The organism is Mesorhizobium sp. M0715, from assembly GCF_040320355.1.
GTDB lineage: Bacteria > Pseudomonadota > Alphaproteobacteria > Rhizobiales > Rhizobiaceae > Mesorhizobium.
In genome coordinates, this window is the sequence record NZ_JAMYPL010000011.1 from 37,235 (window position 1) to 56,353 (window position 19,119).

General features: G+C 63.2%; 21 protein-coding genes and 1 riboswitch. Of the genes, 17 read left to right on the forward strand and 4 right to left on the reverse strand.

Annotated elements, in window-relative coordinates:
* Nucleotides 1–33: 33 nt before the first annotated feature.
* Entirely contained in the window at nucleotides 34–354 is a 321-nt protein-coding gene (locus tag NKI21_RS15465) for a RodZ family helix-turn-helix domain-containing protein (RefSeq protein ID WP_023814068.1), read from the reverse strand.
* A gap of 195 nt (nucleotides 355–549) precedes the next feature.
* A riboswitch (TPP riboswitch) is annotated at nucleotides 550–663 on the forward strand.
* On the opposite strand from NKI21_RS15465, the gene NKI21_RS15470 reads away from it, so the two are divergent.
* From NKI21_RS15470 to NKI21_RS15500, 7 genes are all read left to right on the forward strand, one after another.
* Complete coding sequence (locus NKI21_RS15470) at nucleotides 654–1,262, forward strand: YkoF family thiamine/hydroxymethylpyrimidine-binding protein (protein WP_352441205.1); 609 nt, start codon at nucleotides 654–656, stop codon at nucleotides 1,260–1,262. (Overlaps the previous riboswitch by 10 nt.)
* A 95-nt stretch (nucleotides 1,263–1,357) precedes the next feature.
* Nucleotides 1,358–2,119 (forward strand): ABC transporter permease, encoded by a 762-nt coding sequence (locus NKI21_RS15475; RefSeq protein ID WP_023814066.1) that lies wholly within the window; start codon nucleotides 1,358–1,360, stop codon nucleotides 2,117–2,119.
* Complete coding sequence (locus NKI21_RS15480; RefSeq protein ID WP_023814065.1) at nucleotides 2,116–2,883, forward strand: ABC transporter ATP-binding protein; 768 nt, start codon at nucleotides 2,116–2,118, stop codon at nucleotides 2,881–2,883. Before NKI21_RS15475 ends, NKI21_RS15480 begins: the two co-directional genes overlap by 4 nt.
* The gene (locus NKI21_RS15485; protein WP_352866206.1) at nucleotides 2,876–3,895 is read left to right on the forward strand and encodes an ABC transporter substrate-binding protein; all 1,020 of its coding nucleotides are present in this window, start codon (nucleotides 2,876–2,878) and stop codon (nucleotides 3,893–3,895) included. The genes NKI21_RS15480 and NKI21_RS15485 overlap by 8 nt, the downstream gene beginning before the upstream one ends.
* A 176-nt stretch (nucleotides 3,896–4,071) precedes the next feature.
* Nucleotides 4,072–4,767 (forward strand): methyltransferase family protein, encoded by a 696-nt coding sequence (locus NKI21_RS15490; RefSeq protein WP_352441203.1) that lies wholly within the window; start codon nucleotides 4,072–4,074, stop codon nucleotides 4,765–4,767.
* A 376-nt stretch (nucleotides 4,768–5,143) separates the two neighbouring features.
* Nucleotides 5,144–5,749, forward strand: coding sequence for a hypothetical protein (locus tag NKI21_RS15495; protein WP_031213861.1), 606 nt, complete (start codon nucleotides 5,144–5,146; stop codon nucleotides 5,747–5,749).
* Nucleotides 5,750–6,000: 251 nt separating this feature from the next.
* Nucleotides 6,001–6,156, forward strand: coding sequence for a DUF3309 family protein (locus NKI21_RS15500; RefSeq protein ID WP_023814061.1), 156 nt, complete (start codon nucleotides 6,001–6,003; stop codon nucleotides 6,154–6,156).
* Between the two features lie 282 nt (nucleotides 6,157–6,438).
* On the opposite strand, the gene NKI21_RS15505 is transcribed toward NKI21_RS15500, so the two are convergent.
* On the reverse strand, nucleotides 6,439–6,696 hold the full coding sequence (locus tag NKI21_RS15505) for a hypothetical protein (RefSeq protein WP_023814060.1): 258 nt from the start codon (nucleotides 6,694–6,696) through the stop codon (nucleotides 6,439–6,441).
* 60 nt (nucleotides 6,697–6,756) lie between these two features.
* Between NKI21_RS15505 and NKI21_RS15510 the strand changes: the two genes are divergently transcribed.
* From NKI21_RS15510 to NKI21_RS15555, 10 genes are all read left to right on the forward strand, one after another.
* Entirely contained in the window at nucleotides 6,757–7,050 is a 294-nt protein-coding gene (locus NKI21_RS15510) for a DUF982 domain-containing protein (RefSeq protein WP_245482812.1), read from the forward strand.
* Between the two features lie 217 nt (nucleotides 7,051–7,267).
* Entirely contained in the window at nucleotides 7,268–7,993 is a 726-nt protein-coding gene (locus NKI21_RS15515; RefSeq protein WP_023814058.1) for a GntR family transcriptional regulator, read from the forward strand.
* 3 nt (nucleotides 7,994–7,996) lie between these two features.
* Nucleotides 7,997–9,037 carry an ADP-ribosylglycohydrolase family protein gene (locus tag NKI21_RS15520; RefSeq protein ID WP_023814057.1) on the forward strand — a complete coding sequence of 347 codons (1,041 nt, stop codon included), beginning with the start codon at nucleotides 7,997–7,999 and terminating at the stop codon, nucleotides 9,035–9,037.
* Nucleotides 9,034–10,005 (forward strand): PfkB family carbohydrate kinase, encoded by a 972-nt coding sequence (locus NKI21_RS15525; protein ID WP_128304630.1) that lies wholly within the window; start codon nucleotides 9,034–9,036, stop codon nucleotides 10,003–10,005. The genes NKI21_RS15520 and NKI21_RS15525 overlap by 4 nt, the downstream gene beginning before the upstream one ends.
* 57 nt (nucleotides 10,006–10,062) lie before the next feature.
* Entirely contained in the window at nucleotides 10,063–11,124 is a 1,062-nt protein-coding gene (locus tag NKI21_RS15530) for an ABC transporter substrate-binding protein (protein WP_352866209.1), read from the forward strand.
* Nucleotides 11,125–11,189: 65 nt separating this feature from the next.
* A complete protein-coding gene (locus NKI21_RS15535; protein ID WP_127317861.1) occupies nucleotides 11,190–12,053 on the forward strand; it encodes an ABC transporter permease in 864 nt (287 codons plus the stop codon).
* Nucleotides 12,053–12,841, forward strand: coding sequence for an ABC transporter permease (locus NKI21_RS15540; RefSeq protein WP_352630498.1), 789 nt, complete (start codon nucleotides 12,053–12,055; stop codon nucleotides 12,839–12,841). The genes NKI21_RS15535 and NKI21_RS15540 overlap by 1 nt, the downstream gene beginning before the upstream one ends.
* The gene (locus NKI21_RS15545) at nucleotides 12,841–13,905 is read left to right on the forward strand and encodes an ABC transporter ATP-binding protein (RefSeq protein ID WP_352630452.1); all 1,065 of its coding nucleotides are present in this window, start codon (nucleotides 12,841–12,843) and stop codon (nucleotides 13,903–13,905) included. Before NKI21_RS15540 ends, NKI21_RS15545 begins: the two co-directional genes overlap by 1 nt.
* 238 nt (nucleotides 13,906–14,143) lie before the next feature.
* Entirely contained in the window at nucleotides 14,144–15,394 is a 1,251-nt protein-coding gene (locus NKI21_RS15550; RefSeq protein ID WP_352630454.1) for an aconitase X, read from the forward strand.
* Nucleotides 15,391–15,849, forward strand: coding sequence for an aconitase X swivel domain-containing protein (locus NKI21_RS15555; RefSeq protein ID WP_352441197.1), 459 nt, complete (start codon nucleotides 15,391–15,393; stop codon nucleotides 15,847–15,849). The genes NKI21_RS15550 and NKI21_RS15555 overlap by 4 nt, the downstream gene beginning before the upstream one ends.
* Here NKI21_RS15555 and NKI21_RS15560 read toward each other — a convergent pair.
* Both NKI21_RS15560 and NKI21_RS15565 read right to left on the reverse strand, forming a co-directional pair.
* Nucleotides 15,810–16,895: a siderophore-interacting protein gene (locus tag NKI21_RS15560; RefSeq protein ID WP_128303399.1), complete on the reverse strand. Its 1,086-nt coding sequence runs from the start codon at nucleotides 16,893–16,895 to the stop codon at nucleotides 15,810–15,812. The genes NKI21_RS15555 and NKI21_RS15560 overlap by 40 nt on opposite strands.
* A 2-nt stretch (nucleotides 16,896–16,897) precedes the next feature.
* A complete protein-coding gene (locus NKI21_RS15565) occupies nucleotides 16,898–19,024 on the reverse strand; it encodes a TonB-dependent hemoglobin/transferrin/lactoferrin family receptor (RefSeq protein WP_352554746.1) in 2,127 nt (708 codons plus the stop codon).
* Nucleotides 19,025–19,119 lie beyond the last annotated feature (95 nt).

Here is a 19,119-nt window from a genome sequence, read left to right on the forward strand (position 1 = left end):
GATGCCCAGCGGCTTCATCCGTTTGCGACGTGGTTACTTGCCACAATGATTATCGTTTACCGTTGGCGCCGTCGCGTTACCATCGGCGTCCGGCTGCGCGCCTTGCGGGTTGGTCGGGCAATTCTGATCCGCGTTCGAATTCATGTCCCCTACCGTGCCAGTCGTGCTGTTGGTCGTGCCCGGGTCGACAGTGTCCGGCTCGATCGTATTCGGGGAAGCCGGCGTGTTCGGCTCAACCGTCACCGACTTGCCGCTGCCGCTTCCATTTGCGTTGTTGCTGCCGGCGCTTTGCGCCATGGCTGACGTGGCCAGACCAATGGTGAGAACCGAAGCTGCGAGGATTTTCATGAACATGGTTTGTCTCCATTTCTGTGAAGTCGTCGCTTATTTTCTACGAAAGTGATCGCGTTGCGACTGTGGGGACAACCGGTCGCGGCGGCGAAGGTTCCCGACAAAATTCCGCTCAGGCGCACCGTGACTGGCGCAATGCTTTTGGCGCAGTGCTCTGAAAAAACGGCTTTCCCTTGAACTCGAATGATGCTTTAAGGCGCACATCCACAGGGGTGCTCCGTACGGTCGGGGCTGAGACGGGGGCGGCAAGCCCACAGACCCTAGAAGCTGATCTGGGTAATACCAGCGGAGCGAGGCGGGCGATGTTTTCAGGCGCACAGATTTCCCTATACCCCATGACCGACGATTTCGTCGGTGTCATTCTTGGCGCGCTCGGTGCGCTCGATCCCTGGCGCGACAAGCTCAGGATCGAGACCGACGACATCTCGACCTTGCTGGTCGGGTCGCCCGAAGTGCTGTTTCCCGCCATGCGCGACCTCTTCGTGGCGGCGGCACGTAGCGGCAAACATTGCGTGTTGTCGGCCACCATCTCGCGCGGGTGCCCTGGCGAGCCGGATGATCCGATCTGCCGCTCCGATGCACTTGGCGGGCCTGTCGGGCCACTCGGCCCGCGCAAGGATGCGGCCATCGCGGCGGTGCGCAATGCTGCTGCCACCGGCCAGCCGGCGGCGGCGCAGTTCTCGCTCTATGTGATGGGCACCGACGACCACATGGACGAGATCTACGGCTGCATCGATTTTCTCAAGCAGTCCGGCGTCTATGAGCGTTCCAAGCATTTCTGCACGAAACTGCGCGGTGATGCCGGTGCGATCTTTTCGGCGCTGGACGAGGCCTTCTGCCGCTTCGGACCAGGCGCCGGCCACGTAACCCTCGACGTCACGGTCTCGGCCAACAGCCCGTCGGCTGTCTGAAGCTGCCGCCGCCTCCGCGCGGCCGTCAAAGGTTATCTCCCGTGGTCTCATCATCATTCGCTTCGCGCCCGATCGCGGGCCTTCTTGTCAAGGCAATGCCGGCCATGATCTCGGTCGGTTTGCTCCTAGTGGCGTGGGAGCTTTATGCCACCTATTCCGGCATCAGGCCGACGATACTGCCGGCGCCGTCGCGCGTTTTCGAGCAAGCGCTGCTCAATCGCCAGGCGCTGGCCGACAACGCCATTCCGACCATCGGCGCCACGCTGCTCGGCTTTGCCTGTTCGCTCAGCGCCGCCTTCGTGCTGTCGATGCTGGTCGACTTCTTCCAGCCGCTGCGGCGTGCGCTGTTTCCCGTCTTAATCGTCAGCCAGACCTTGCCGCTGGTGGCCATCGCGCCGCTGGTGGTGCTGTGGTTCGGCTTCGGGCTGGCGCCCAAGATCATGCTGGTGGCGCTGGTTACCTTCTTTCCGATGCTGGTTGCATTGGTCGAGGGTTATGAGTCGACCGAGGCCGAGATCGGGCAAATGCTGCGCGCCATGGGGGCAGGGCGCTGGCGCATCTTCGTGCTGGCACGGCTGCCTTCGGCGCTGCCCTATTTCTTCGCTGGCTTGAGGATCTCCATCACCTACGCCGTGGTCGGCGCGATCTTCGCCGAATATGCGGGGGCCGCGAAGGGGCTGGGCATCTACATGCTCAACGTCAAGAACAATTTCCGTCCTGACCTGGTTCTTGCCGCCGTCGGAGTGAGCGCTGCCCTGACCCTTGTCCTGTTCGGGTTGACTGTACTGCTGCAGCGCCTTGCGATGCCCTGGGAGCGGGCCGGCAAGGAAACCGCCGGGAAGGGAGCCTGGCGATGAGCCGGCTGGAACTGCGGTATGTGCGCAAGGCGTTCGGTGGGCTCGACGTGCTGGCCGATATTTCGCTTAGCGTCGGCGCTGGTGAATTCGTCTCGATCCTTGGACCCTCGGGCGCCGGCAAATCGACGCTCTTCCAGCTTCTGACCGGCGCCGAGCATGGCGAGGGCGAGATGTTGTTCGACGGCGCGCCGCTCGACGACCACGGCAGGCATTTCGCCTTCATGCCGCAGCGTGACGCGCTGATGCCGTGGCGGCGCATCCTCGACAACGCGACGCTCGGGCTCGAAGTCCAAGGCATGAGGAGACAGGCGGCGCGGGTGCGCGTTGCGCCGTTGTTTGCCGAATTCGGGCTTGCCGGCTTCGAGCGGCATTTTCCAGCGCAACTGTCCGGCGGTATGCGCCAGCGCGCGGCCTTGCTGCGCACGGTGGTGCAGCAACGCGACATGCTTTTGCTCGACGAGCCGTTCGGCGCGCTCGACGCGCTGACCCGCACGGCCATGCAGCGCTGGCTGGAACAGATGTGGCGGCATCATCGCTGGACGGCGCTCCTGATCACCCATGACGTGCGCGAAGCCGTGTTCCTGTCCGACCGCATCTATGTGCTGTCGGCGCGCCCGGCCCGCATCGTGCGTGAAATCAAGGTGCCGCTGCCGCGCCCGCGCAGCCTTGGCGGCGATGCCGCGCGCCAGGCAAGTGCGCTCGAGGCCGAGATTCTCGACATCATCCTCAACGCCACCCCATCCAAAGGACACGATCATGATTGACTTGACGCGCCGGCAGGCCTTGTTGCTGACCCTTGCCACAGGCGTTCCGCTCATTGCCGGATCGGGGCGAGCCCAAGCACAATCGGCACAAAAGGTCACCGTTGCCCTCGACTGGACGGTCAACACCAACCACATCGGACTGTTCGTCGCCCGCGACAAGGGCTTCTATCGCGAGGCCGGGCTCGAGGTCGACATCCTGCCTTACAGCGATACCGGTGCGGGCACGCTGGTTGCAAATCGCGTCGCCGATTTCGGCATCAACGGCACCATCAGCCTGTTCACCCAGAGAACCGCCGGAGCGGACCTGAAGGGCGTCTATGCGGTGGTGCAATCGGAAACCGGCCGCGTGGTCTTCAATGCGGCCCGCAGCGAGATAGTAAGCCCGAGAAACCTCGACGGCCTGACCTATGGCGGCTTCGGCAGCGCCTGGGAAAACGCCCTGATATCGACCATCATCCGCCATGATGGCGGCAAGGGCAATTTCGAGACGGTGACGCTCGGCACCTCAGCCTATGAGGCGCTGGCCAATGGTTCGGTCGATTTCACGCTCGAAGTCTCGACCTGGGAGGGTGTCGACGCCGAGCTCAAGGGCGTCAAACAACGCAGCTTCGTCTATGCCGATTACGGCGTGCCTGACGAGCACACGACACTGATCTCTTCGAGCGAAGCCTATCTCCAGGCAAACTCCAAGCCTGCGGCCGCCTTTGTCCAGGCGACGCGGCGCGGCTACCAGTTCGCGGTCGATCACCCCGAAGATGCGGCAGCCCTGCTGATCGCGGCCAACAAGGATGCGTTGACCAATCCGGCGCTGATCCACGCCTCGCTGAAGGCGCTGATCGACGGCCATTATCTGCGCAGCCAAAGCGGCGCCATCGGGACGATGGATCCAGCCAAGATGGAAGCGATCGGCGGCTATCTCTTCGCGTCCGGCATTTTGCGTGATGCCGACGGCAAGCTGGTTGCTCAACGCCCGGATTTCGGGAGCTATTTCCGCAACGACTATCTGAGCTAGTCTGGCAAAACCAAATGAAATGGGTCGCCAGTCTATTTCTGGACGACCGCGTGGAGCAGGGTCGTCTGGATGTGGCACCCTGGCTCCCCGACAGCCAGTTTAAACACCGATCTGATCTTGTTGATTAACTGCCCGGCAATGGTTGCGTGCAAAGGTCGCCTCGAGGGATCATCGGGGTGTTTGCATTGCTCATATCAAAAAGCGAGGCGCTTTCGCACGTCAGTGACGGCAGGATTTTGTCCGCAGCCCGAAAGCGCGAAATCCTGGTGGATTTGCGCGAAGGTTTCTTTCGGATCTGCGCGCTGGCCTTCGCGGGCATGTTCGTCTACCGCGGCGTATATCACCTGATGCTCGACCCGACCCGCATCAATGTGGCGCTGGTGGCAATTTCCGAGATCCTGACCTTTACCTGGCTGCTTCTGTCGCGGCGACCGCAGGTACGCGACTGGAACCCGCTGACGGTGGTTGTTTCGGTGGTCGCCAGCTTCGGTGTCGGCTTCATCGACCTGCAACCGGGCGTGGCCATCATCCCGGTCTATGCCGCTGCGCCGCTGCAAGTCCTGGCGTTGGGGTTCGTGATCTGGGGGAAGATATCGCTAGGGCGTTCTTTCGCCATTCTGCCAGGCAATCGCGGCGTGATGACCGACGGTGCCTACCGCCTGGTGCGGCACCCGATCTATGCCGGATACCTTGCCGGTCATGTCCTGTTCCTGCTGTCGGCCTTTTCCTTCTACAATCTTGCTGTCTACGCCGCGATCACCTTCTTCCAGGTTCATCGCATCCTGCGCGAAGAGGCGCTGTTAGCCGCCACGCCGGAATACCGGGACTATATGAAGCGCGCCCACTACAGGCTGTTCTACGGGATCGTCTGACAAGCGGGCCGGCGCAGAATCGTTCGGCCTGCAATCACGCTTGCACTCTCTCACTCCCGCATCCGGCCGCCGATAGACTCTGGCCACTTGCAATCATCGCGGCGGTCTTGCTGATCTTGCGAGAGGCCTATCCATGTCCAGCGCGGTGTGCGGCATGGAGCAGAGTAACGTCCGATCGCCAATGCCTTACGAATTGTTCGTGTAAAGAACAATTATTCAAACTTTAATATCATTTTGTTTCAGAAATTTTGTTGATGTACACCACGCCTCAGGTTCAGTATTCTCTCTCTGAAACTGAAATTCACCACCTCGCGTAGTTGATCTTGCAATCGGCCTCTCGCCAATTGCTTTAGCGCAACGACAACAGGAGAGTGTTATGGCTCACACCATCAAGACAGTCGCCAATATGTTGGCGGGTAGTGCGGTAATTTTAGCTCTTTCCCTGCCCGCCAATGCTGCGGGAATCGGCCTTGGCGTTGGTGCCTCGGTGGGTGGTAGCGGCGGCGTCAATGCCGGTGTCGGGGCTTCCGTTGGCGGCAGTGGCGGCATCAGTGCCGGAGTGGGCGCCTCGGTCGGCGGCAGCGGTGGTGTAAATGCCGGTGCCGGTGCCAATGTTGGCGGCTCGAGCGGTGTCAATGCTGGTCTCGGCGCTTCGGTCGGCGGCAGCAACGGCATCAATGCCGGCGCGGGCGCCAACATCGGAGGGTCTGGCGGCATTACGGCCGGCCTTGGCGCCAATGTAGGCGGGACGAGCGGCGTCGGCGTGGGTATTGGTGGCGGCATCAATCCAGGCAATCCGTCGAACCCGAGCAATCCGTCCAATCCGTCAAACCCCAGCAGGCCGAGCCTGCCGGGTGTCGTGGCCCAGATGTCGGATAGCAACGTGGCGCGAATGAAGAAGCGCTGCGTCGACGTGCTCAGCAGCGAAGGCGCCTACGACCGCGATCTACGGCAACTCTGCCTCCTGATCGCTCGTCGCTGATACTGGAGGGGCCGGGGATTGGAAGTGCCGAATCAGCCGTGAGGCTCGACCGCACTCTCCTGGCCTCCGGCCGGTAGGAAAGCCCGCCACGCTGGCGGGCTTTCTGCGTCCACAGGCGTGCCGGAATCAAATTCTGGTTGCCATCATCTGGATGGCCGCTTCTGTTGCCGGCAGACCTCTTCCGCACGCGATGCCCGCCACAATCGCGCGGAACGGTAGAGCCTTTGGAGCGCTCGTCTTTGAACATCGCTATGAGTCTTGGAACCATACCGATCATCATTGCGCTGCTTGGCGGCCTCAGCGGCCTCGGTGGCGGTCCGTTCTACGGCACCGGCTACTATGGCGGCGGCGGCCTTGGGCTCGTGCTGCTCATCGCCATCGTGCTTGTCGTGCTCGGGCGTATCTAGCCGGGTTATCGCAACTGATCGCAATCTCGTGAGCGCCCCCAATATCGGCGTGCACCGGATTGTGATGCAGGCAAGCCGGCTTGTGATCCTGCACTCTGCAAAACTTTCGTATGGTCATTGCGGTCCACACCCCCCCGTGGAAACAAGAGGAGAGGGTCCCACCCCTTGTCCTCCTCCAAGGCCCGCTCCGGTTCACCGTAGCGGGCTTTTGCTTGCTGGCGAGGGGAAACCGGCTCGCATCAAACCCTATGGGCAAGGCATCCAGAAGCTGACGCCAGTCGACTATTCCATGTCAGGTACGTCGCCGCTGACGAAGAGCGTGTTCGGCGGGCCGTATTCGCCCAGCGTCGGATCGGCCTCGCGGCTCCAGGCGATGACGCCGGCATGCTTTGCCGCTAGAGCCCTGGCGGTGCGTATGGCGCGGTCTTCGCTCTGCTGGTCGGCGGGTCCAAAGGCTGGGAACAACTCGCCATCCTCACCGCGATCGAACGCGACCACGACGATCAGCCTGGGATTTTTCTGGCCACTGGAATCGGACATCTTGCACCTTTGTCGCGGAACCTATCACATTGCGCGGGGTTGAAGGCCGCGAATCGATGAATGCCGACTTTGGGGAGTGGCATCGTGCAAGATCAGCGTTTCGATGAGCCGGTCAGGATTGCGCTCGGCCGATCGCGAAACTCGATCTTCAACGTGGAGCGGGTCGCTCAGGCTGCCGACATCCTGCTGAACCGCTGGCCGGTTGCAACCGGGCAAAAGCATATGGTTGCCCGTAAGGTCTGTCTGGCCGTGCTAGAGGGAAAGAAAGAAGTCTCGGCGGCAAGGGCGGCGTTCATCAACGCCGCTATCGAGGCGGACATTCTCGTTGAGCCGCGTGAGGTGTCGATCCCGTAGCCTGCCCGGTGAAATTGAATCAAGGATCGGCTCTATCCTCTTGGTTGATCTCGGTCTTTCACCGGCTTTTCCGGGCCATGGCAACCGGCCAGTTCGGCGCGCTCTGCGGACAATCCGAAATTCGGGGTTCATTGGGCCTGTTTCCGGCATCTGTTGACACGGCATTTCTATCCAGATATTGAACAGGACTATACAGGTTCACTGAACAGGTACCTATATGAAGCGGCGCGCGGTTCAACTGTCTCCCGGTACGGGCAAACCCGAGCAGATCGCCACCGTTCTCGAACATGAAATCCGCTCCGGTGTTCTCGGCTTCGGCGACCGCCTGCAAAGCGAGAATGAACTTGTCCAGCGCTTCTCCGTCAGTCGCAATACGGTCCGCAAGGGCCTCGAAGAACTGTCCAGCCGCGGGCTGATCACGACCAGGGTTGGTATTGGCTCGTTCGTCACCTTCGACGGCAAGCCGGTCGATGACTCCATCGGTTGGTCGCGCGCGCTGGCCGATGCCGGCGCCAATGCCGAGACGCGGACGCTGCGGCTGGAGGTCATCGAAGACCCCGATCTGGCTGCGCTGCTTGGTATCGAAAGCCCGTTCTTCATTGCCGTTGACCGGGTGCGCACCAACGCCAGCGACGGCCATGCGATCTCCATCGAGCGCAGCCGGCTGCCATTGTCCTCCGAGCTTGAGGACGTACCGTTGCGCGGACTGCGCGAGGGCTCGCTGCACCAGACGCTGCGCGCCGCCGGCCTCATTCCCGACCATGGCGAGGAATGGGTCGAGATCGAGATGCTCAATGCCGAGGATGCGGCCATCCTCGGTTGCCCACAAGGCACGCCCTTCCTGCGCGGCCGCCGGCTGACGCGTGCGGCTGACGATCGGCCGATCGAGTATGTCACCAGCCTGCTCAACCCGGCACATTTTGCGCTGCATATGAGGTTCTGAGCGATGTCGGATGCAACCAGCAAGGCCATCGATCGCGCCATGGGCGCGCTTGTCGGCGGAGCGCTGGGAGATGCGCTCGGCATGCCGACGCAGCTTTTGTCGCCGGTTCGCATTGCCGAACTCCACGGCCATGTCGAGGATTTCATCGAGCCTTTCGCCGATCATCCGGTGTCGAAGGGACTGGCTGCCGGCACCATCACCGACGACACCGAACAGGCGCTGCTGCTCGGCCGCATCCTGGTCGAATCCGGCGACCGTTTCGACCACGCGCGCTGGGTCAATGCGCTGCTCGACTGGGAGCGCGAGGTCAAGGCGCGCGGCAGCTATGATCTCTTGGGGCCGTCGACCAAACGGGCCATCGACGCCATCAACAATGGCGTACCGGCCGAGGAAGCGGGACGCAGCGGCGACACCAATGGCGCGGCCATGCGCATCGGGCCTGTCGGCATCATGATGCCGCTCGAACCATTGGAGGCGTTCGTCGCCAAGGTGGCGGAGACCTGCCGGGCGACGCACAACACCTCGATCGCAATCGCTTCCGCTGCTGCCGTTGCCGCTGCCGTCAGCCGCGGCATCGCCGGCGGTGGCTGGCGCGATGCTTCCGCCAGCGCCGTCGCGGCGGCGAGGCGAGGGGCGACGCTTGGTCATTGGGTCACCGGCGGCGACATCGCCGCGCGTATCGTCTGGGCGCAGGACATCGTGCGCGGCAAGGCGATCAGGGATGCCATTCGGCTGATCACCGATCTGGTGGGTACCGGCGTCGCCAGCCAGGAATCCGTCCCGGCGGCCTTCGCCGTGCTGGAAGTCGCCCGTGGCGACCCATGGCAAGCAGCTATCATCAGCGCCAATATCGGCGGCGACACCGATACGATCGGCGCCATCGCCGCCGGCATGGCCGGCGCCTGCAGCGGTTTTTCCCGATTGCCGCAACAGCATATCGCCCGGCTTGTCGGCCTCGACATGTCAGAGGTTCGCGCGCTTGCCGCCGACCTCGTGGCAGCAAGGGTGGCGAAAATCGGTTCCGGCAAGGACGCGGCGGAATGAGCGGCCGTCTCGTCCATGTCGGCAGTGCCGTGGTCGACTATGTCTACCGCATCGACGCCCTGCCGGCGCCCGGCATGGAAAAGACGGCGTCGAGCTTCGCCCAGGTCGCCGGCGGCGGCTTCAACATGATGGTCGCGGCCAGCCGCACCGGCATGCAGGTGGTGTTCGGCGGCCAACTCGGCAGCGGACCCAATGGCGATTTCCTGCGTGCCGCTTTCGCCGCCGAGGGCATCGCGACGCTGACGCCGCCATCGCCATTGACGGACAGCGGCAACTGCGTCGCCATGATTTCGAGCGACGCCGAACGCACCTTCGTGTCGTGGCCAGGGGCGGAGAGCGTGCTCAGCCGCGACCTGATGGCGCCGGTCGCGGTGGCGCCGGGAGACTGGGTGTTCACCTCCGGCTACACGCTAAGCTATCCCAAGAGCCGCGATGCGCTCACCGATTGGATCGAGGCACTTCCGGCAGATATTCCCTTCGTCTTCGATCCGACGCCGGTCATCTCGGACATTCCGCGTCCCATCCTGTCGCGGGTGCTTGCCCGCACCACATGGCTGAGCTGTAACACGACGGAAGCCGCCGAGATTGCCGGCCCAGGCGATGTCGAGGGACTCGCGGCACGACTTCTCGCCGACCACTGCCCCAAGGCTGCTGGCGTGATCATTCGCGCTGGCGCGAAGGGTTGCCATATCAGGCTGGCCGACGGCACAGCGCAGACCATTGCCGGCTTCAACGTCAGCGCCATCGACACCAATGGCGCCGGCGACACCCATATCGGCGGTTTCGTCAGCGCGCTGGCGCACGGCATCCCGCCCTTCGAGGCAGCGCGCTATGCCAATGCTGCAGCGGCCATTTCGGTCACCCGCCATGGCGGCTCGTCGGCGCCGACGAACCGCGAAATCCAGACATTCCTGAGCCATGCCGCCGACCCATCGGGAGCAGGCCGGACACAGAAGGCCAATGCATAACAGCTGGAAAGCCTGACAAGCCCGGGAAGCGGGCAAACCCACAGAGAGGAACCAACCATGCGCATGCCTGACTTGACTGCTCTGCTGACGGCGACCGCCGTCTTTACCTCCGCACTCACGTTCGCCGCCAAGGCCGACGAAGTGCATGTGCTCAACTGGAAGGGCTACGGCGCCGACGAGCCGTGGGCCGTCGAGGCTTTCGAAAAGGCGACCGGCAACAAGGTCGTCAACGATTTCTTCAATTCCGAACAGGAAATGCTGACCAAGATCCGGACCAATCCCGGCCTCTACGACGTCGTCATGATCAACGCCGCCTTCAACGACCAGGCGATGGACGGCAAGCTGATCCAGCCGATCGACGTTTCCAAGCTGCCGAACTACGCCGACATCAGCAAGGACAAGGCGGGATCGCCGATGCTCGTCCACGACGGCAAGGTCTATGGCGTGCCGTGGGTATGGGGCCTGACGGCGCTCGCCATCAACGAAAAATCCTTCGACAAGCCGCCGACGAGCATCGCCGAGATGTGGGATGCCGCGCACAAGGGCCGTGTCGTCATTCGCGACGACGCCGTTGAAGCGGTGCAGTTCGGCGCCATCGCCACTGGCCAGAACATCAACGACATCAAGGATATGGATGCGGTCAAGACGAAGCTGACCTCGCTGATGCCGCAGATCAAGACCTTCTGGAGCTCGGAGAACGACTGGAACCAGATGGTCGCCTCCAACCAGATCGACATCGGCACCTACTGGAGCGGCTCGGCCGATCGCGCCAAGACGCATTTCAAGCTGCCGGTCTCGCTGGTCGTGCCGCAGGAAGGCGCCGTCGCCTGGCTCGACGCGTTTTCCATTCCGGTCGGCGCCAAGAACGTCGCCGGCGCCGAGGCCTTCATCAACTACATGATCGACCCGAAATTCTACGTCGAATGGGTCACCAAGGTCGGTGCTCCCGTCTCCGCCAACACCAAGGCGGTGGAAGCGCTGCCCGAGGATGCCTTCAACCGCAAGGTCATGGGTGATCCCGAAGTGGCCAAGCGCATCCAGTTCCAGGCGCCGATCACCGACGCCCAGCGCGAAGCCTATCTGGCGCTCTGGCAGCAGCTTAAGGTCGACGTGAATTAAGATCACAGCCAGGCCAGCCGGCGGTTCGCGTCGGCTGGTTCTTCCAATACTGGGAGGAGGGTACCATGGCAGCTGCGACAGCGTCGCGAAGCGGGCTGAGATCGGCATTGCCGCTGCTGGCGCCAGCCTATCTCTGGCTGACGGTGGCGATCTTCCTGCCGCTATCCGCTATGGTCTTCTTCTCGTTCATGACCGAGCTGCCGCTGTCGGGAAAGCCGTGGGCGTTCACGCTTGGCAACTATGCCGCCTTCTTCTCGCAAAGCCTCTATCTGACGCTGCTGCTGGCCTCGCTGCGGCTTGGCCTCGAAGTGACGCTGTGGTGCGTCGTCATCGGCTATCCCGCGGCTTACGTGCTCGCCAAGGTGCTGAAGGGGCGCAGCCGCGAGGCGATCTTCCTGCTCGTCATCCTGCCGTTCTGGTCGAACGGGCTGGTGCGCATCTTTTCCTGGGCGATGGTTTTGCGCGAGGGCGGCATTCTCGACACCGCGCTCAACGCGGTGCTGCCGTTCAAGATCAACATCGACCTGATGTATTCCTATCCAGCCGTCATCATCGGGCTGGTGCACTCCTATGTGCCCTACATGGTGCTGACCTGTTATCTGACGCTGCAGGCGATCGACGACTCGCTGATCGAGGCCGGGCGCTCGCTTGGCGCATCGCGGTTGCAGGTGCTGAAGCGGGTGATCATCCCGCTGTCGATGCCCGGATTGGTCGCGGGTGCGGCGCTGATCTTCGTGCCGGTCGTCGGCTCGTTCATGGAACCGCGCATCCTCGGCGGCCGCACCGGCACCTTCTACGGCACGGTCATCGAGGACCAGTTCGTCGCCGTGTTCAACTGGCCGCTCGGTGCAGCGCTCTCCTTCATCCTGCTGGCGGTGGTGCTGGTCATCCTGGCGGTGGCGTCGCCGGTGCTGCGGAGGGCCGCGTGATGGTGACGACCCGCATCCTCGAATGGCTCGGCCGTCTCTACATCTTTATGCTGCTCGCCTTTCTTTATCTGCCGATCATCATCATGGCGCTGATGTCGTTCAATGTCTCGCCCTTCTACCAACTGCCGTTCGAATGGACGACCGAATGGTACGCCTCGCTGTGGCAGAACGACCAGCTGATCGCGGCCACCTGGAACAGCGTCGAGATCGCGGTCATCACCACGATCATCTGCGTGGTGCTCGGCTCGGCTGCATCATTGGCGCTCTATCGCTACGAATTTCGCGGCAAGAAGTTCCTGCAGGCGATGCTGTTTCCGCCGATCGCCATACCGTGGCTGATCACCGGCACGGCGATGCTGATTTTCTTCTTCGGTGTCGGCATCGGCCGCGGCCTGCATGCGATCCTGCTCGGCCATGTCGCGCTGGCGCTGCCCTATGTCATCGTCGTCGTCTCGGCCCGGCTGCAGACCTTCGCGCCGGAGCTGGAAGAGGCGGCGCGCTCGCTCGGCGCCAACCAGTGGCAGGTGACGAGGCGCGTTACGCTGCCCTGGATCATGCCCGGCGTCATCGCCGGCGGGCTGTTTGCGTTTGCCGTTTCGTTCGATCAGTTCGTCGTGTCCTATTTCCTGGCGACGCCGGGCCAGACGACGCTGCCGGTCGAAATCTACGCCGCGATCCGCAAGGGTTTTACGCCCGAGATCAACGCGGTCTCGACCATCATCATTGTCGTGTCGATGGCGCTGATGCTGCTGACAGCGCGGTTCTTCAAATTCGGCGGAGAGAAATAATGGCCGGCGTGCAGGTATCTGATGTCTCGCGCAGTTTCGGCGCGCACAAGGCACTGGACGATGTCTCTATCGATTTCGCCGATGGCGGCTTCTATGCGCTGCTCGGGCCATCGGGCAGCGGCAAGACCACGCTGCTCAGGCAGATCGCGGGGTTCGATTTTCCCGATTCCGGCCGCATCACCATCGGCGGCGAAAGCGTTGAGCGGGTGCCGGTCGAAAAGCGGCGCATCGGCATGGTGTTTCAGAACTATGCGCTGTTTCCCAATATGAGCGTCGCCGACAATGTCGCCTTCGGCCTGTCGGTGCGCGGCGAGGCCAGGGCGATCATCGCTACCGAGGTGCAGCGCGCGCTCGATCTGGTGCAACTCGGCAAGCTCGGTGGGCGGCGGCCGCATCAGCTGTCGGGCGGCCAGCGCCAGCGCGTGGCGCTCGCCCGCGCCATCGTCACCAAGCCGCGCGTGCTGCTGCTCGACGAGCCGCTCGGCGCGCTCGACAAGGCGCTGCGCGTCGATATGCAGATCGAGCTCAAGCGCATCCAGCGCGAGATCGGCATCACCACCATTTTCGTTACCCATGACCAGGAAGAAGCGCTGACGATGAGCGACCGCATCGGCATATTGCGCGACGGCAGGCTGGTGCAGGAAGGACCACCGGAGGAGATCTACGACCGGCCGAAGAGCGAATTCGCCGCCACCTTCCTCGGCGACGCCAACATTTTTCGCGGCGATACGACGGGCGATGGCATCCGGCTGCCGGACGGCACGGCGATTGCCGCCGGCGCGGGTGCTCGCCTTGCTGCTGGTGCCAAGGCGAGTTGTGCGGTGCGGCCCGAACGCATTCGTATTGCTATTGATGGCGGGGCTTCGGATGGCAACGCCAACATGCTCAAGGGGCAGGTCTCCAAGCGCATTTTCGCCGGCAACAACAGCACATACTTTGTCGAGCACGCTGGTCAGACGTTGAAGGTCATCGTGCAGAACACCGGTGCCGAAAGACTGGCCGAGGGTCAGGAGGTAATGCTCAGTTGGTCGCCGAAAAGCACCGTGCTGATTGCGGCAAACTAGTCGACGCGGTTCGATAGCAGGGACTGTTGGCGTTCCTTCGCACCCCCCTCTGTCCTGCCGGACATCTCCCCCGCAAGGGGGGAGATTGGCGGTTTGAGCGTCACTGCCCTTTTTGCAACGTCGAAAATTTGCGAAAGCAGGTATGACGGCTAATCTCCCCCCTTGCGGGGGAGATGCCCGGCAGGGCAGAGGGGGGTGCTGTCCCTCCATCGGGCTAGATAGGGCCGGGAGCACATCTATGACGCTGGAATTGACGGCTAAGGACCGATCCATGCTCGACGGCGAGCAGGGCCCGTCCGCCGCCGCTGCCATGAAAATCCTCGTCGCATTTTCCAATGCGGTTGGGGCGCGCGGTCTGCTCGACATCACTGGCGCCCATATCGATGGCTGTCTCTACCACGGCAAGGCAGGGCTCGATTTCGTCGAGCGGCTGGTCGAAGGCGGTGGCCGGGTCCAGGTGCCGACGACATTGAATGTCGGCTCATTCGACCTCATCCATCCCGGCATGGTGAAGATGCCGGCAGCGGAAGAGGTGCCGGCGCGGCGGCTGATGAAGGCGCATCTGGAGCTCGGCTGCCAGGCGACCTTCACTTGCGCACCTTACCAGACGCGGTTCAGGCCGGAGTTCGGCGAGCAGATCGCCTGGGGCGAATCCAACGCCATCGTCTTTGCCAATTCGGTGATCGGCGCGCGCACCAACCGCTATGGCGATTTCATCGATCTGTGCTGCGCCATGACCGGCCGCGCGCCGGCCTGGGGTCTGCATCTGAGCGAGAACCGGCGCGGCCGGATCCTATTTGAGCTGGATGTTCCGGACGGCGAGCCGAGCGACAGCCTTTTCGTCGGCGTCGGGCTATTCATCGGGCAAGCGAGCGGCGACCGCGTTCCGGTGATTGCCGGTCTGCCGCAGCCGCGCGATGAGGACCAGCTAAAGGCGCTGGGCGCGGCGGCTGCAACGACGGGTGCTGTGGCGCTGTTCCATGCGGTCGGCATCACGCCGGAAGCGATGACGCTCGATGAGGCGTTCCAGGGTCATGCGCCTGACGAAACGATCCGCATCACCCGCGCCGATATCGACCATGCGCTGGCCAGGCTATCGAGCGTACGGGATGGCGCGCCGGTGGCGGCCGTGTCGCTCGGCACGCCGCATTTTTCGTATGAGGAGTGGATGCGACTGTTGCCGTTGCTGCGCGAGGCAGCACCCGGAAGGCGCATCCCGATCTACGTCAACACGGGCCGTGCGACCTTGGCGCGACTGCAGGAGGAGGGCGCGCTGGCGGGGATGGAGGCGTTTGGTCTGGTCCCGGTCGCCGACACCTGCACCTATGTCACATCGATCCTGGAACGCCTCGACGGCGTCGTGATGACCAATTCCGGCAAATGGGCGCATTATGCACCGGGCAATATCGGCGTGTCCGTCGCCTTTGCCGAGATGGAGGATTGCATCCGCTCCGCTGCCGTCGGGCATGTCGTGCGGAGCGCCTCATGACGCGACCGGTGGCACGAACCGGCACCTTCCAGTTGGCCGGCGAAGCCAAGGGCCAGGCGCTGGTGTTCTCGCAACCCCTCAGCTTCTGGGGCGGTATCGATGCCGAGACCGGCGACATAACAGACCATTCGCATCCCGGCCTCGGCCAAAATGTCGCCGGCAGGATTTTGGTCATGCCGAGCGGGCGCGGCTCATCGTCTTCATCCTCGGTGCTGGCCGAGGCGATCCGCAGAGGCACGGCGCCGGCCGGTCTTCTTCTGGAGCGGCCGGACCCGATCCTGGCGGTGGGCGCCATCGTTGCCGAGTTTCTTTATGACATCCGCATGCCGCTGGTGGTGTGCGATATTTCGAACCTTGTCTCCGGTGATCAAATTGATATCGGCATCGGCAAAGACGGCGGGCCGATCATCAGAGTTCACCCCGCCATCAATCCGGCAGAGCCACGCCGCCAATAGGCAGCCGCCAGCGTCTGATCGCGACCAAGTCCCAGCGTGTCGCGCCAATATTCGCGCACGATCTTGGCGGCAGCGGCTTCCGCCGCGAACCAGCCGAAGGCCGAACCGTCCTGCGGCCACGCCACCGAGCGGACAGCCTCGGCCAGCCGTCTGTCCTCGCCCGCCGCCACGCCATCCCGTGTCAGCCAATGCACTTCGATGCGGGTGGGGTTGGCGATCTTCTGCCGTTCACCGTCATTGGCGATCTCGACGAAGGCAACGCCTTTTGTCTCGGCCGGCAGCGTCTCCAGCAGCCGCGCCAGCGCCGGCAGGCCGGTTTCATCGGCACCCAAGACATACCATTCTGCCTGCCGCACCGGACGGCCGACCGGTCCCATGATGCCGACCTTCATGCCGGGCGCTGCCTGCATGGCCCAGGTGGAGCCGACGCTCTCGCCGGTATGAATCAGGAAGTCGACATCGATGATGCCCTTTTCCACGTCGAGCGCGCGGATGGTGTAGACGCGCGCCACCGGGCGCCGGTCATCGGCGGGCCAGACCGGCAAGCCATTGCCGCCGAGCACCGGCCACAGCGGATCGGGCACCTCCCTGGTCGGAAACAGCATGCGGATATGCATGCCGCCGAATTTGGCGAAACGGCTGAGATCCTCGCCGGCCAGCCGGATGCGGCGCATATGCGGGGTGAGGTCGCGAATATCCGTCACCACCATCTCGCGGAACTGAGCGAGGCTGGTTTCGCCTGAGAGATCGCCGGTCCAGACGATCTCGGGATTTTCCTCCTTGGCGTAGACCTGTACGGCCGTGGCCAGCAGGTCCTTGATACGGGCCAGCCCGTCGCGGTCGGCGGCATTGGCCCGCATCACCAGCCGTTCCATGTCGAAAGAGGCGCCACCGAAGGCAAAGCGGAAATCGATGCGCTGTCCCTGATGCGAAGCATCGGCCTCGAAGCTCTGCAGTCTGTCGCTGATGCTGTCCATGTAATCGGGCAGATGTCGCAGGTTGAGCTGTGCCTCACAGGCCAGTTCACGCACCGATGCTTGGCTCATTGTCAGCCTCCGATCCTGCCGGTGAGCGCCACCTTGAAGGTGCGGCCCTTGCCCTGTTCGGTTGCCGCCGAGGTCGACCATGCGCTTTGCGGGTCGGTGTAGGCGGTGTTGAAGATGTTATCGACGCCGAAGTCGAGCTTGAGGTTGTCATTGACGCGCCAGTTGGCGAAGACGTTGACCAGATCGAAACCGTCATCGACGACCGGCACGGCGTTGGGATTGGTGCGGCTGGTGCGGGTGATCTTGCCGACGCTGAGATATTGCGCGCCGACGGTGAGCTGGTCCTCCAGCATGCGGAAGCCGATGGTGGCCGAGAAGCGGTCGAGCGGCGTGTTGTTCAGCGCCTGGCCGGAATAGACGCCGCTGACGACCTTGGCGTCGATCAACGCGCCGGCAAGGTTCACAAAACCCCGGTTGTAGTCATAAACCATCTCGGCCTCGATGCCCTTCAGCCGGGCGTCGCCGATGTTGATCGCGGTGCGCGGCAGGACGGTCAGGTCGACGTCGATGTAATCCTCGACGGCAGTGTGGAAGACGTTGAGCTTGGCGCGCAACCGGTCGCCCGCCGTCAGAACATCGTCATACTTGACGTTGATGCCGGCCTCCCAGTTCTTCGCCGTCTCGGGCTGCAGCAGAAGATTGGGCCGGTATGTATCGCCGCCGCCATGCGCGCCGCCGCCGCGGAAGACATCCTGCAGGCCCGGCGCCCGATAGCCTTCGGAATAGGTGCCATAGAGCTGGAAGCCATCGAATGGCGTGACGCCGACGGTGAGGCGCGGCGACCAACGATCGCCGGAGATCGAGGCTTCCTGCGGCGACGGGATGCGCGTTTCGCCATCGAGCTGGTAGCCGTCATACCGCATCGCAGTGATGACCTGCAGCCAGTCCTCGTAATCGCCCTGCCACTGCAGGAAGCCGCCATAGCCCTGCTGTTCGCCAGCGCCGAAATGCGCCGCTTCCGAGGAGGCCTCGAGATAGTAGTAATCGAGTCCGTAGGTCAGCGTATGTGCTAGTCCCCAGGCGTCGAAACGTGAGGAGTTCTTCACGTTGAAGCCGGATGTGGCGACATCGTAAAAACGGAAATTGCCGATCCCTGAGGCAGGCGCGACCTGCGTCTGCTCGGTGCGGGTGCGGTTGTGGTAGGCATTGGCGCTGAAGTCGATCAGCTCGTTGTCGTCTGGCTTCCAGGTGTAGGCGGCGGTGTAGGTCTGGTTGGTGGTGTTGGTGTCGTAGCGGCTCAGCGTCGGCGAGGTCGAGCCGCTGGATCCGGTGATCTGGTCGTTGTAGCGCTGCAGGATGGCGCCGAGCTTCAGCTCATGGTCATCGGCCGGCCGCAGCGTCGTCTTCAGATAGCCGCTGGTCACCCGCTCGCCGGTCCATGGCACGGTCTCGCCATTGCCGTCGGTGTAGCTGTCGCGGTCGCGGTAGATGAGGTTGCCGATGATGTCGGCATCGTCGCTGAAGCGGTAGGCACCGGTGGTGCTGGTGGTGAAGCCGTCGCCATTGTCCTCGTAGCCGAGCTTCTCGCTCAGCGCCCAGCGCTCGTCCTTCTTGAGGAAATCGCCGGCGTCCTTGGTCTCGAAGGAGACGACGCCGCCGATGCCGCCTGACCCATAGGCATTCGACACCGGGCCACGAATGACGGTGGCTTCCTTGATCAGGTCCGGTTCGACATAGAACGAGCCAGAGCCATGACCGACGCGCCAATAGTCCTGACGGGCGCCGTCGAGCGTCACGACGACGCGGCCATATTGCTCCAGGCCGCGAATGTTGATGGCGGTTGCGGGATCGTCGCCATTCATCGAGGCAGCGACGCCGGGCGTGGTGCGGAAGATGTCGGCCGCTGTGTCGGGCTGAATGCGGTCGAGTTCGTCCTGATCGACGGCGCTGATGGCGGCCATCGATTCGATCACCGCCGTTTTGATCATCGTCGCCGAGATGGTGATCACGTCGAGCATCGTCGCCGGCTGATTCTGCGCGGCACTGGCCGGCGCCAGGCGGCCGGCCTTGGCGGCGGCCTTTTTCTCCTGGTCCTGTTCCTGCGCGCTGGCAAGAGGCACGGCGCAGAGGCCGAGCACGAAGGCGAGCGCGGTGCTCGCCATCAAGGTCGTGTTTGTTGTCGTTGTCATCGTCATGCAGCCCCCAAGCAAAAGCAAAACTGCTGGCGGTGGCTGAAGGGCCTTGGCTGGCATGATCGAGAATCCCTCGACCAGGCGGGCCGGGG

Coding starts and splice junctions, on each gene's coding strand:
- NKI21_RS15465 (WP_023814068.1), bottom strand. CDS start 354: ATGTTCATGAAAATCCTCGCAGCTTCGGTTCTCACCATTGGTCTGGCC.
- NKI21_RS15480 (WP_023814065.1), top strand. CDS start 2,116: ATGAGCCGGCTGGAACTGCGGTATGTGCGCAAGGCGTTCGGTGGGCTC.
- NKI21_RS15510 (WP_245482812.1), top strand. CDS start 6,757: ATGCCGACTTTGGGGAGTGGCATCGTGCAAGATCAGCGTTTCGATGAG.
- NKI21_RS15555 (WP_352441197.1), top strand. CDS start 15,391: ATGACGCGACCGGTGGCACGAACCGGCACCTTCCAGTTGGCCGGCGAA.
- NKI21_RS15525 (WP_128304630.1), top strand. CDS start 9,034: ATGAGCGGCCGTCTCGTCCATGTCGGCAGTGCCGTGGTCGACTATGTC.
- NKI21_RS15565 (WP_352554746.1), bottom strand. CDS start 19,024: ATGACAACGACAACAAACACGACCTTGATGGCGAGCACCGCGCTCGCC.
- NKI21_RS15475 (WP_023814066.1), top strand. CDS start 1,358: ATGCCGGCCATGATCTCGGTCGGTTTGCTCCTAGTGGCGTGGGAGCTT.
- NKI21_RS15550 (WP_352630454.1), top strand. CDS start 14,144: ATGACGCTGGAATTGACGGCTAAGGACCGATCCATGCTCGACGGCGAG.
- NKI21_RS15505 (WP_023814060.1), bottom strand. CDS start 6,696: ATGTCCGATTCCAGTGGCCAGAAAAATCCCAGGCTGATCGTCGTGGTC.
- NKI21_RS15495 (WP_031213861.1), top strand. CDS start 5,144: ATGGCTCACACCATCAAGACAGTCGCCAATATGTTGGCGGGTAGTGCG.
- NKI21_RS15560 (WP_128303399.1), bottom strand. CDS start 16,895: ATGAGCCAAGCATCGGTGCGTGAACTGGCCTGTGAGGCACAGCTCAAC.
- NKI21_RS15535 (WP_127317861.1), top strand. CDS start 11,190: ATGGCAGCTGCGACAGCGTCGCGAAGCGGGCTGAGATCGGCATTGCCG.
- NKI21_RS15485 (WP_352866206.1), top strand. CDS start 2,876: ATGATTGACTTGACGCGCCGGCAGGCCTTGTTGCTGACCCTTGCCACA.
- NKI21_RS15500 (WP_023814061.1), top strand. CDS start 6,001: ATGAGTCTTGGAACCATACCGATCATCATTGCGCTGCTTGGCGGCCTC.
- NKI21_RS15470 (WP_352441205.1), top strand. CDS start 654: ATGTTTTCAGGCGCACAGATTTCCCTATACCCCATGACCGACGATTTC.
- NKI21_RS15520 (WP_023814057.1), top strand. CDS start 7,997: ATGTCGGATGCAACCAGCAAGGCCATCGATCGCGCCATGGGCGCGCTT.
- NKI21_RS15530 (WP_352866209.1), top strand. CDS start 10,063: ATGCGCATGCCTGACTTGACTGCTCTGCTGACGGCGACCGCCGTCTTT.
- NKI21_RS15545 (WP_352630452.1), top strand. CDS start 12,841: ATGGCCGGCGTGCAGGTATCTGATGTCTCGCGCAGTTTCGGCGCGCAC.
- NKI21_RS15515 (WP_023814058.1), top strand. CDS start 7,268: ATGAAGCGGCGCGCGGTTCAACTGTCTCCCGGTACGGGCAAACCCGAG.
- NKI21_RS15540 (WP_352630498.1), top strand. CDS start 12,053: ATGGTGACGACCCGCATCCTCGAATGGCTCGGCCGTCTCTACATCTTT.